Raw genomic sequence first — 12,350 nt, forward strand, 5'->3', positions numbered from 1 at the left:
CGCCGGGGATGGTGAGGGTAGTGCCGGGTTTGAGGGATTCGCTGTTTTCTATCCCGTTGGCCTCGGCGATGAGGTACCAGTAGGCTGAGCTGCCGAAGTAGGTGGTGGAGATACTCTCCAGGGTGTCACCCGGGTTGATGGTGTGCGTTGATACCGCACCGGGTTCGCCTTTGCCTAGGTCGGCGTAGATGTAGTCGGTGGTGAGATTGTTTTCTTATTGGTGCTATTTTGGGGGTGAAATGGGGCGTTTAAGATACTGTGGAGGATGATTTCGGGGTGTATTTTTCGATAAAGCAGGGATTTGCCGTGGTTCGACCCGCGTTACATTGGGCTATTGACACGGGCTGGCTAATGGGTGAGCCCACGAGTCCTGGAAATGGGGTGTTTAAGACAATTTTAGGGGCGTGATTTAGGGGGTGAATTGAGATTTATTAATTAGATGGCGTGGTTCGAGCCCTAACGATTCTTAACAGTGATTTGCTTAGCAGCTAGTCTAGATTTTTTGCTTTCGAACTCAAAGGTACTGTAATCTTTTTTAAAACAAAATTAACACCTGCGGCGTAGTTTAACTCTACTTCGTCATGCTCCGTAAAATTTACGCTTTTGATAGCCCAAGCGGGAACAATACTCTTTGCCATATCAGGGAGATAAATTTTTTGAACCTCTTGGCCGGAGAAAATTTTTCGAATGTAAATCACGCCTGATTCACCACCATTTGGCGATGATTCATAACTAGGAACTACTACTAGGTTGTATTTAGCGCTTGCCGCTGAGTTTTTCAGTTTTGAAATCAGCTCATAAGTAGGTGACATACCATATTTCACATGGAAATATTTCGTATAGTTACAAGGTGATCCGCAACTTACAACTACGCTCGCCAACTCATTACTAAACCAACGAACTTTCATAGCAGATTTACGTATTTTCTTCCACAGTATCAATTCCCGAGCCTCGTTTGTTGATCCTGTAACTACTTTTGCTACTATATTGCACTCGATAGGAGGTGTGGACGAACATTCCCTATAAATAAGAGCCGTGCGTTCAGGTGAATAAAATTGCTTTACACTACTATAAATCGGGTCGCTAGATGCCCAAAGTTCACCTGTAGAAAAAACTAGTCCCACAACAACAACTATTTTTAGATAGTCCCGGCACGTTGTCATTCGTTCCTCCAAATCACTTATACCTAAAGACTCTGAAGTCGTTACTTCGTATTCCTTCAATAGACATCTCCTCTAGTTTGGTTGAGGCGGACCACGATGGAGGAGCGTCATACAATTTTGACTGTGTCTCAGGACTGTAATACAGAACGGAACCGCCTGTATTATCGGGCTCCAATCCTAAATAGATTGGCGCAACCGAGTCTACAAGTCGATTCATTATTCCAGGGCTAGTGCTGGAAGCACCTGAAAAGTAATTTGCAGCATTTTCGTATGCGGAATTTGGATCATCGTATGCATCGAATCCTCCACTATTAAGAACTTCAAACGGAGTTGTTGCGCCCAGCCAACCATCTCTGCTGTTGTGGGTGCGATTCATGATCACGTTAGCAACCATCTTCCAGGAATTATCGCCTTGACCGATAGATTCTCCAGCTATCGTCGATGCATAATCTTGGAATTCTTGATTTGCTTGAAGCCTATCCAACCTTATATTCCCATCGGCATCCGTAAATTCAACCCTACGATTATATGTATTCAAGGCCACCTGTGTTTTGTTTCCAAAGTGCCCATCTGCTTTGATACCAAGCTCTTTTTGAAGCTTGCGGACATCGCTATTGTTCTTCGTTCCAAACTTCACGCCGTCTTTATTCTGCAATGCATCGATAGTCTGATTGAAGTACTTGCTCTTGTCAGATTTAGCCCCTGTAAGATTTCCACTAACAGCGTCATTGCCAGGTGTAGCCTGTTGCCCCGGACTCTCCCCACGAATAAACCGCTCCATCGCGGCCGTGGTCTTTCCACCGAGGATGCCGTCTACACCATCGACTGTCTTTCCATCGACCTTATACTGTAAGGCACTGCCTTCGCCACCCAGATTCTCCAATATCAATTGTGCAGAGGCAATTTCATCTGCCGTAGCGGTATCGCCTTTCGCATAGACCATCGCCACATATTCTTCCGGTGACTCGGGTACATAGTCATTGCCGGCAGCATTTCCTGTGCCGTTCGTTGCCGCTGGCGATGTCGAACCCGTTCCACTCGCGTTCGTCGCGCCTGTGTTACCGGTTGCCGTCTTCAACGCATCACCCATACCGGCGTCGCCATTACTTGCTACCATGCTGCCTGCTTGCTTATCCAGGTTAGCTGCCATTTCTGGTGGCACTGCTTGACCGGTGCTTTCGTCTATCCATTGGCCTTCGGCGTTTTTGGTGTAGCCATTGCCACGGGCATTCGGGTCATTAGCGGCTTTCGGACCGCCGGGGCCGGTGTTGTTGGAGTCGGTGGTGGGTTTGGCTTATTGGTATTATTTGAAGGGTGAAATAGGCAGTTTTAGGCAAAAAATCGTGTTGATTTGTTGATGTTCTATTTTGATGTTCAGTTTGTTGTTGTAGTCTGAGCCCTACATCAACATGAACATAATGCGTTGAGATTAATCAATTAGATGGCTTGGTTTGTGCCCCCACAGTTTCACGGTAGAAGCTTCGGTCAATCGGACAAGACACCAATATCTATAGCTGCATAGCATGCCACACATAGCGGTGCGCGAGTAATCGCGATATTCTTTCCTCGAATTACAACATCTATTATTTGCATGTCATCTGAAAGAGATTTTTTACTAGTTATCTTCACCTCGTTTACTCTGAAAGAAGAATTTTCAACTGAAATAGTATAAAGTTCCTTATCTGTTGAGATTATCGCTTTATTTTGGGTGTAACCCTTGAATGCTACAATCTCATCAAACCGATAATCCAGTCGATCCCATGTTTTTCCAAAGTTACTCGTGCTAAAAAGCACTGGTGTCATAGCTCCCCCTAGTGACATATAGGTATCCACGAGCATTATGGCTCCCCCTTTATCTCCGATGTTTACAATTTTCTTGACATTAAAGCCAAAGAATTCATCTGGAGCAAGATTTGTCGCTGACCATACCTTCCCTTGGTCAGATGACCACCAAATTCGCCAATTATTCCTTGATACACTTTTCCAAAATACCCCCTGTCTGTCATCGAAGAAATGTGCCCCAAAACGCCCCCCCAACCCAAGGTCGGATGGTTTTTCAATATCGAGTAATCGAGCATTATATGCAAGATGGATATTATCTTTCTTCGAAACAAATGACATGTATCCATCCGAGAAGCTGGCCTGGGCTATTCCACCGTCAATGGCGACACGTTTGTCGTGAAACTTAGGTGTGTCATCAAGAGCATAGATTCCATTTTCCGACAACACCAGCCCTTGTTCCTTATCGTCCGGGCATCGCCACCAAAACCATCGGTCAAGATCGAGCGAAATGGTTTTCCATTTACTTCGTTTGTCTTGGTAATATATGGCTCCGCTTGTACTCGTGAATAATAGTCGACTGCTGGATAGCAGGCAGCTTCTTACTATATATCCTTTGGTTGGAAGGTCTTCAATGCGTTTGTCTATTGTTACCGTCTCTCCAAAAGCAGTGTGAGGAACGAGAAATATTATCCAGCAAAAACACCTAATGATTTTGTTCATATCACCTTCTTATTCAATACGGAAGTATTGGTAGTTAAAATCCTTTTCGTATTCCGCAGCATATCCGCCACGTTCACCAGCAGTTCCATATATATTTTCGACGTAACCTTGAGTTTCTGTAGATCTATCAGAGGTTACATTTGGTAAGTGTTCGTACAATACGGGGCGAGCCGGTATTTGTCCCGCTATGCCTTTTAAACTAGTTTCCTTACCCAGGTTTGGTGCTAGACCTTCTTTTGCAGCATATTCGCGCATAGCATCGTTAATATTACCTCTACCCGCATTATAAGAAGCAAGCGACAATCTCCAACGGTCGTCATCAGTAGCTGCCTCTGACAGACGATCATATTGCTCGCGAAGATACTTAGCGGCGCCTTCGATGCTTTGCTCAGGATTCATCGGATCAATGCCAAGCTCTTTTGCCGTCCCAGGCATTATCTGTGCGATACCTTTTGCACCTGCTGGACTGACAGCATATCTATCGAATTGTGATTCCTGCTTCAACAGACCTTTCAAGACCGAAGGCGGAACATCGTGCTTATTGGCCGCGTCGCTTATCGTATTCGTATAAAAGTCACCCATAACTTCACTGAGCGCCGATCTGGTTTTTCCTCCAAAGCTTCCATCTATACCGCTCTTTCCAAGTAAGTCACCATATCCCTTCTTGCTCGCGATATCCTGCGCTTGACGTACCATGTCTGTTCCGACTTTATTTCCAGAGTGAAGAACTGTTTCAATAATTGTTCGTTCCTCGCTAGTCAGGTTCAGTCCGCCAGAGCTACTAGTAGATACCTGCCCCGGACTCTCCCCACGAATAAACCGCTCCATCGCGGCCGTGGTCTTTCCACCGAGGATGCCGTCTACACCATCGACTGTCTTTCCATCGACCTTATACTGTAAGGCAATTCCAGTTCTGCAAAACCCATTTGGTCCATAATATTCTTCCAATTTTATGATAAGTTTGTTTTGCCATATTTTTGGGACTTAATCAGAGTATCCCTAGAATAGGATAGGAAAACGTTTTTATTCTTTTTGATATTAATTTTAAAAGTTGTTTGATCTTCTATATTTGATCACTACAGCTACATTAAATGATTTACTGACTCAAACAGTTCAATTTTGCAATGGACTAGTATTAGACATCCATGACATTGGCTCGTGCGCCCCCCCAATCTCTCTAATAGGAACTATTCCGCACTTTAGTTCCGAAAAAATCCTATTGCGTTTAATAAAAACATTAATGTCGCCGCTCCCAACATAGCAATAAGTATTGTTTTCTGAAGCGATATACACTTCAGACGTACACCCCCTACTACCACACTCCCCATCGGAATATATCAACCAATCCAAAATATTGTCCCCGTTGACATCGAAAGCATGGTGCCTAACATCGTTCTCTATAACTGGTCTTCGAAGTCCGAGCTTAATGCTCCTTTCAATGGCTTTATTCAAATTTTTCACATAGTCATTTACAACTATGTCAGGAGGACTAATTTCTTCCGCTGCGAGATCTAGTGCAGCACTATAAAAAAGTAGAAAGAAAGCCAAACTAAACATTAAGCAACTCCATAGAAAAATTCTCCTAATAATTCACTAGTATCTAAACGCCCACCCGGACTTTTCGTCTATTCCGTAAATTGTATCAACATAGTCGCTTGTTTGACCGTTTACATAAAAACGAAGAAAATCTTTTGTTTCTGTTGGCATCAAATTGCGCTCAACCGGGATATCGTAGTCTAGTTTAAAACGCTCAATATCCCTCTCAATTCCAGGTGAACCTCGATTATATCCTGCCAACCCTAAGCGAGTAGCATCATCGCTAGAGTATCCCTGTTTAGCAAAATTTTCGATCTGTTTCCTAAGATAGTTTGCGCCCGATGGGATCGCCTTATCTGGGTGCGTGCGTTCGTCAACATTTCTCTTGGGATCAACTAACAGACCTTCCTCACGTGCAGTATCAGCCATAAATTGCATTGGACCGCGCGCGCCTGCCTCGCTTTTAATTGATGCATGAAATCCAGACTCCTTTCTAGATGTCGCTTTTAGCAATCCAGCTGTCAAACCCGTTTCCTTAGCGCCTTTCTCAAAATGCTTGTCCCACTCCATACCTCGTTCTTCAGTCGCCATGAATTTGCGAGCAGCACTTTGCGTGTAGCTATTGAAACCGCCAATGTCACCATCAATTCCACGTTTGCCAAGTTTGTAGTTATACGCCGAGAGTATTTCTTGCATTTTCTTGGTATCGCTCTCGTTTAGCTGTCCGCTATTGTGGTAACGCTGCATGCTATCTCTAACAAATTCGTAGTCTCGGTTGCTGATGGTGTTACCGGAACTGTTGGCCTTTGTTCCGCCCACTAATTCAAATACCGGCTTGTCGCCAACATCTTGCATCAAGAAGTCAGAGGCATTCAGCCCACCGGACTTTTGAGATGTCGGTTGCATTGTCGCTGTTCCCGGCACCACCAACTCCGCCCCCGCGTAAATCAGATCCGGATTGTCGATGTTGTTGGCGGCCGCCAGGGCATCGGTTGTGGTACCAAACTTCTGCGCCAGTTCAGACAAGGTGTCGCCTTTCTGAATGGTGTAGTTGCCACTACCACCATTAGCGATATCCGCCATTGAAGCAGTGTCTGTGCCGGATGTAGCCGCAGAACCGCTTACACCTTCACCCGTCGCTGTCTTCAACGCATCGCCCACACCGGCATTGCCATTGCTCGCCACCATGCTACCGGTCTTTTGGTCCAGGCTGGCGGACATTTCCGGTGAAACGGACTGGCCGGTGCTTTCGTCTATCCATTGGCCTTCGGCGTTTTTGGTGTAGCCATTGCCACGGGCATCATTGGTGGCGTTCGGACCACTCGCGTCGGTGTTGCTTGAGTTGGTGGGCGACGATTTCTTCACTTCAGCAAGATAGTTCGACAGGCCTGGTAATGCGGATTGTCCGGCCAGTGTGCCTAGCGAGCTACCGATGCCTTGGCCCAAGGTCTGTAGTGCGGCGGCTTCACCCATAGTGGCAGCGGCAAAGGCCACTTGTCCGCCTGTGATGGCCGCCTGTACACCGACCTCATTCCAGTCGACGTTGCCATTTGCCAGTAACAGGTTTCCGTCAAACATTTTCTCTGCAACCACTTCGCCTGTCTCATCCAATGTATCTGTCGTGAGTGAGGTGTTGATGGTTGCCGCTGCAAAGCTCGCGAACTGCATGGGTGATATCTCACCCGATTCTGCCGAGTTCTCGATTATCGATAAGCCAGCACCGATCACTTGCTTGTTGTCGGCGAGGGCGAAGCCGGTGATGTTTTCTTATTGTGACTTTTTCGGGGCTGAAATCGGGTGTTTAAGACAATTTTAGGGGCGTGATTTAGGGGGTGAATTGAGATTTATTAATGAGATGGCGTGGTTCGAGCCCTAACGATGTATATCAACAGTAGATGTTCGTACCGAATCGCGTATTTCCGCTGCGCGTGGGTGGGCAGTCCATTCTTCCATACTCGTTGCACCTTGGTTGAAGTCACGTTGCATCGCGGTCGTTAATGCTTGAGTATTATCAGTTCATGACTTGAGTCGCGGATAGCTGATTCGAGCCACAGCCAAAAGAATAAACGTTGGATTCATTACACAACTAAACAATTAACACTGCTGTGATCACTGTTCGATAACTGGAGATCCACAAAATGGTTTACAGTCTCCTCGAAACGGCTTCATTTTATCTGTGTAATTTGTCCATTCTTGAATAAGTATTCTTCATAGGGTTTTTTGCTCGACTTCATAAACGATGCTCTAACCCCCCCATTTTTATATCCAAACGATGCATATGCGCCACAATTGCCAAATTCAGGTGACATGTGCTTAACGCCTTTCTTGTCAAATTCTATTATTCTAAAACGAGCATTGCAGCCATCTTTTTTATCTCCAAGGGAAATAACTACAAATTTTGCTTTTGAATCTCTTGGATAATAGTATTTTATAAATCCTAGCTTGAAATTCTGCTCCTCTAAAATAAGCTTATCCTTCAGATGTAAAGTGATTTTAGTTTGACCTGCTTTTAGATCCCTTGTTACTAAAGCGATTTTACCGGTAATCGTATCGTGCTCATCTTTATTATAATACAGTGCATTTAATTTTTTGTTCGAAGGTTCTGTTGTCTTTTTGTCTACTAACTTCCGTTCATAGTACTCCCAACTACCCTCTGAATCAGACGGGTGCATAGATGGCATTGTTATTTTTAGGCGATTGTCTTCAGGTATTGCCTGAATCAAATCACTACACGTACCGAATTCTTTTGTTACTACAATATCGCTCCTATTTTTAACATCAATGATTTTGTAAAATGCCGGACATGCATTCCCTCCGTCCGTTACGGAAATAATAATCAGGGTGCTGTCGCCAATTGTGAAAAATCCATTTAAATAGACGAAAGGGTAATCCTTTTCCTCATAAAGCAATTTATCATCAAGAAAAATTCTGACCGCTCTATTTCCAAAATCCTCCGGTTCGCCGAATTGCTTTTTTGCGACTATTCCTTGACCGGTCTGGAATGATTCTACTGAATGCTCAAAAATCTCAGCACTTACAGAATTCACAAGACCAAAGAGGAGTAATATAAAGCCGATTCGTGAAAACATGGCTATTTCCTTTTCAATATTTGTCTCATCTATTTAAACTTCGATGGGTCAACATACTCATCCATGTGGCCTTGTAACCACTCTCTGTAAGCTTGCGGCGCATTTCCACGTTGTTGGCTTATATTGGCAGTCGCACGTTCTGGGCCAATCTGTTTCGTCAAAAGTGATGTTGCCGTAGCTTGTGTAAGTATGGGTGCATTGGGTTTGTTGTCTACGTTCAAGACACGCTTCGCCCCTTCATAACCACTTTGATGTGTGGTGTACATCGCTTGCGCTAGTGCTTGTTCATCAGCATCAGCTTTAACCAGTCCCGCATCAATCAGTCTATTCAAGTTACGATTGCCCATTTCTGCAGCAGCCACAATTGACTCACGCGAACTATAGCGCAAGTCTAATAGTCCCTCTTTGTTGGTAATCTTGTTTTTGTCATCGATAAAGCCCAGTTCCTTGGCTCGTTGGTTTAAGTAAGTGTCAGATCGTTTGGCCTCGTCGATCCATGTTCCTTCAAGGAATTGCGTAAGACCTGCGGCCGTGGAACTCTTGTTCTTCGACATTGGATCCCATACACCATTCTTTTTGTCCGCTTCCGCATTTATGAGGGCGGCAATCGTCGCCTTGGTTCGACCAGTCCGTTGCGCCGCAAATTCAATATCCTGTTGGTACTTGCTGTTTTGGCGCAGATTGAGTGTATCGCTAGAAGCAGGTTTTGTCCCCTTTACCAATTTAAATACCGGCTTATCGCCAACATCTTGCATCAAGAAGTCAGAGGCATTCAGCCCACCGGACTTCTGATCTGCGAGTGCTGCTATTTGCCCCGGACTCTCCCCTCGAATAAATCGCTCCATCGCGGCCGTGGTCTTGCTGCCGAGTTTTCCATCGACACCATCGACCGTTTTTCCATTCGCCTTGTATTGCAAGGCATCAGCTTCTCCACCCAGGTTTTCCAGTATCAACTGAGCAGAGGCAATTTCATCTACTGTAGCGGTATCGCCCTTAGCATAGACCATGGCGACGTATTCTTCCGGAGTCTCGGGGACGTAGCCGTTGTCAGTGGCAGCATTTCCTGTGCCGTTCACACCCGCCGCCGCACTTTTCACCGCCTGGGTACTCGCGTCGCTATCAATACCACCACTCACATCCGTCATGGTATCGCCTTGTTCATTACTTGCCAGTCGGGGGTTGTCTAGACCGTACTCCGCTAACTGTTGTGCGGTAAGCGGTTTGCCGCTTGCGTCTACGTACTGGCCATTGACGCGTTGTACGCTACGACCACCGACGTTGGTGTCATTTGAGTCATTCGCCGTCTTTGGTCCGGGTACTTTATTGCTGGTTAGCGTGTTGGCATTTTTCGATGCGGTCAGGCTATTGAGATAACCCGCGCCCATTTGCCCCAGAGAAGTACCGATGGAGCTACCGATACCTTGGCCCAGGGTCTGTAGTGCGGCGTCTTCGCCCATGGTGATCGCGGCAAAGGCCACTTGTCCGCCGACAACGGCGAGCTGCGTGCTAAAGTTATTCGCGGATTGGCCCAATTCTGCGTTAATTGTTGCTGTTGCAAAGCTCGCGAACTGCATGGGTGATATCTCACCCGATTCTGCCGAGTTCTCGATTATCGATAAGCCAGCACCGATCACTTGCTTGTTGTCGGCGAGGGCTTTCCAATTGCCAGAGAGTTTGCTGGCGGCGGGGATCAAAGCCAAGGCAAAACCGGTGATGTTGAAGTTAAAACCTTCTGGGTCTTCGATGTAGTAGCAGGTGGCGAGGTTGTTTTGTTAAATCTTTTTGAAAGAAAATTGCTTGCTTTGAGGTAAAAACTGAGACTGTAAATTAGATTGTGTATCTGCTTATCATATATCCTAAAGGGAGGTAAGCAGATACACAATCTAATTTACGGTCTCCTTTTTAGAGTTATTAATCTTTACTTCTAACCTAATTCCATGTTTTAGTATTTTCTCCGCGTACCCATTTTTGAGTTCATCAACAAAGTAATTTTTAGTAAACATGATACCTAATTCTTTTGCAGGGTTTTCTGCAAATTCCCAATCATAGTAGCCTGCATCTAATGTTGGATCATCGAGAAGATATCCTGGCTTTTTAGGTTTTAGCTGTATCAGGTATGCTATTCTTCTCCCTACTTCTTTTTTCTCTCCATTTTTCACAAGATAGTATATCGCAATACCCATTGTTTCGGACCAATCAAGATTAAAGTCATGAACAAAAAACTCGACAAAATTATGTTCAAAATCACGAATACGAGATTTACGTGGAATTGTATACTCCACTAATTTTAGCAATTTTCGCTTTCTTTCGTTCATCGGCTGTAGTTTTGGCTCCCACTTAGAGTCCACTACTACCTCAATGATCTTCTCATCCTCGGGATAGCGTGCATATAGCATTTGCCTCGTCTTATATCCCTGCTTTCGTATTTCATTTGGATCTGTAATTTCTTTTCCTGTATTCTCATTTAATGGAATGATTAAGGTATCGTATTTGACGCGTCCACAATCTCCAAAATTGTTATCAACTACATAGTATGGAATTGACAGAGTCATGATATTCGGTAGTGGAACGGGCTTGGATTTTACATCAAAAATAACAACAACGTCTGTTAAAGAACGTCTCAATATCACTCTTACTGGTCTGTCTTGTGGCACCCCCATCCAAATCGATCCTTTCCAATAGATATCATAGTAAAGATTATCCATAACACACTTTAGTGCCCTATCGTAAGAAAGCGATTCGATAGCCAGGGCAGCCCGGACCTGACAGATCGATAGAATTATAAGTAGGAAAAATATCCATTTTTTCATTTATCACTCCTTTAGCGAGTTTGATGAAAGAACCGGAAGTTATTTTTATCTACACCTGGCACATATAGTTCCTCCTTCAGTACACCAGAATCAATCTGTTTTTTAAACCAAGGCGATATGCCACCTGTATTCGGATAATTTTTTGTATCAGGAGTATAGTAGAAAAGCGCACCATCAGTTGGATCCTCTTCATATCCACCGGCAACATTAAGTAACGCTCTTCCTGATTCATAATAGGCAGCTCTTTCATCACGATCCAAGTTATTAGGATTTATGTTTTCTTTATAGAGATCGTGTTTTATAGCGTCGAACTGGTTCTTTTCCAAGACAACTTTCTCGTAAGTATCTTGACGCTTAAAATCAAAACGAGTCTCTTCTACACGATTCTTCATTACTGAGGCTACCGCTACTTTTTCCGGGTATGTTTGACCAGAGGCTTCGCCATGTAGAACACGTACTGGTATTGTTCCAACATCCTTGGTATTCAAATCGTGTTTTCCATCCTCTGAAATATTCCATATACCTCGCCCAACTTCGGTCTTGTACTGCTGGTACGAGGCCGCCGTATTCAAGTCAAACTTGCCTGTTCGACTAATATCTCGATAACCAAAACTAAAGAGTTTGTTTTGCAACTTCCTCACATCCTTGCCTTCTGCCCCCAGTTCGAAGTTATGTGTAATTGCGCCCTTAGGCAGTGAGCTACCTGGTGTGCGCGCAGTTTGCGCTGGTATCGGTTCGCGCTGGTTGCTATTCATCGTCGCGGGTGAATACCCCGGCCAGCTGACGCCACCTTGATTCATTGCCGTATACTCAGCCAGGGTAGGCGGCCCAACAAAATCATTGGAAAGCGGTGCAACATCACTCAGACCGGGTACCACCAGCTCTGCCCCAGTGTGAATCAAATCCGGGTTGTCGATATTATTGGCAGCAGCCAAAGCTTCGGTCGTGGTACCAAACTTTTGCGCCAGCTCAGATAAGGTATCGCCTTTCTGGATGGTGTAGTTACCACTTGAACCATCACCTGTGGCCTTTCCACCCATCGCTCCACTGGCATCTGCCATTGAAGCAGTGTCTGTGCCGTTTGTTCCACCCGTGTCAAATGCAGCGCCCGTCGCACCCTGAACCTCTGCGTCACTATCAATACCACCACCCACATCCGTCATGGTATCGCCTTGTTCATTACTTGCCAGTTGGGGGTTGTCTAGACCGTACTCCGCTAACTGTTGTGCGGTAAGCGGTTTGCCGCTTGC

The 12,350-nt window shown here is 45.1% G+C and carries 10 protein-coding genes; 1 reads left to right on the top strand and 9 read right to left on the bottom strand.

The window, feature by feature from the left end; all coding sequences use genetic code 11:
- Positions 1 to 488: 488 nt before the first annotated feature.
- Together OEZ43_21640 and OEZ43_21645 are read right to left on the bottom strand one after the other, a co-directional pair.
- Positions 489 to 1,223, bottom strand: a complete 735-nt coding sequence (locus OEZ43_21640; protein MDH5548183.1) for a hypothetical protein — start codon at positions 1,221 to 1,223, stop codon at positions 489 to 491.
- Positions 1,177 to 2,313 carry a cell wall hydrolase gene (locus tag OEZ43_21645; protein MDH5548184.1) on the bottom strand — a complete coding sequence of 379 codons (1,137 nt, stop codon included), beginning with the start codon at positions 2,311 to 2,313 and terminating at the stop codon, positions 1,177 to 1,179. The genes OEZ43_21640 and OEZ43_21645 overlap by 47 nt, the downstream gene beginning before the upstream one ends.
- A 15-nt stretch (positions 2,314 to 2,328) precedes the next feature.
- On the opposite strand from OEZ43_21645, the gene OEZ43_21650 reads away from it, so the two are divergent.
- The gene (locus tag OEZ43_21650) at positions 2,329 to 2,481 is read left to right on the top strand and encodes a hypothetical protein (GenBank protein MDH5548185.1); all 153 of its coding nucleotides are present in this window, start codon (positions 2,329 to 2,331) and stop codon (positions 2,479 to 2,481) included.
- A gap of 167 nt (positions 2,482 to 2,648) precedes the next feature.
- On the opposite strand, the gene OEZ43_21655 is transcribed toward OEZ43_21650, so the two are convergent.
- The 7 genes from OEZ43_21655 to OEZ43_21685 all read right to left on the bottom strand — a co-directional run.
- Entirely contained in the window at positions 2,649 to 3,665 is a 1,017-nt protein-coding gene (locus tag OEZ43_21655) for a hypothetical protein (protein MDH5548186.1), read from the bottom strand.
- Positions 3,666 to 3,674: 9 nt separating this feature from the next.
- The gene (locus OEZ43_21660) at positions 3,675 to 4,613 is read right to left on the bottom strand and encodes a transglycosylase SLT domain-containing protein (GenBank protein MDH5548187.1); all 939 of its coding nucleotides are present in this window, start codon (positions 4,611 to 4,613) and stop codon (positions 3,675 to 3,677) included.
- Positions 4,614 to 5,258: 645 nt separating this feature from the next.
- The gene (locus OEZ43_21665; GenBank protein ID MDH5548188.1) at positions 5,259 to 6,869 is read right to left on the bottom strand and encodes a LysM peptidoglycan-binding domain-containing protein; all 1,611 of its coding nucleotides are present in this window, start codon (positions 6,867 to 6,869) and stop codon (positions 5,259 to 5,261) included.
- Positions 6,870 to 7,366: 497 nt separating this feature from the next.
- Complete coding sequence (locus OEZ43_21670; GenBank protein ID MDH5548189.1) at positions 7,367 to 8,290, bottom strand: hypothetical protein; 924 nt, start codon at positions 8,288 to 8,290, stop codon at positions 7,367 to 7,369.
- A gap of 29 nt (positions 8,291 to 8,319) precedes the next feature.
- Positions 8,320 to 9,990 (bottom strand): hypothetical protein, encoded by a 1,671-nt coding sequence (locus OEZ43_21675; GenBank protein ID MDH5548190.1) that lies wholly within the window; start codon positions 9,988 to 9,990, stop codon positions 8,320 to 8,322.
- A gap of 183 nt (positions 9,991 to 10,173) precedes the next feature.
- A complete protein-coding gene (locus OEZ43_21680; protein ID MDH5548191.1) occupies positions 10,174 to 11,100 on the bottom strand; it encodes a hypothetical protein in 927 nt (308 codons plus the stop codon).
- A gap of 11 nt (positions 11,101 to 11,111) precedes the next feature.
- A partial coding sequence (locus OEZ43_21685; protein MDH5548192.1) for a LysM peptidoglycan-binding domain-containing protein occupies positions 11,112 to 12,350 on the bottom strand: 1,239 nt, incomplete at its 5' end.

This window comes from Gammaproteobacteria bacterium (assembly GCA_029881255.1).
In the GTDB taxonomy this organism is placed as follows: Bacteria; Pseudomonadota; Gammaproteobacteria; order S012-40; family S012-40; genus JAOUMY01.

What these genes read in the sequence shown, in the direction of transcription:
- OEZ43_21680 (MDH5548191.1), bottom strand. Translation starts at nt 11,100, where the DNA reads ATGAAAAAATGGATATTTTTCCTACTTATAATTCTATCGATCTGTCAG.
- OEZ43_21670 (MDH5548189.1), bottom strand. Translation starts at nt 8,290, where the DNA reads ATGTTTTCACGAATCGGCTTTATATTACTCCTCTTTGGTCTTGTGAAT.
- OEZ43_21665 (MDH5548188.1), bottom strand. Translation starts at nt 6,869, where the DNA reads ATGCAGTTCGCGAGCTTTGCAGCGGCAACCATCAACACCTCACTCACG.
- OEZ43_21645 (MDH5548184.1), bottom strand. Translation starts at nt 2,313, where the DNA reads ATGGCAGCTAACCTGGATAAGCAAGCAGGCAGCATGGTAGCAAGTAAT.
- OEZ43_21655 (MDH5548186.1), bottom strand. Translation starts at nt 3,665, where the DNA reads ATGAACAAAATCATTAGGTGTTTTTGCTGGATAATATTTCTCGTTCCT.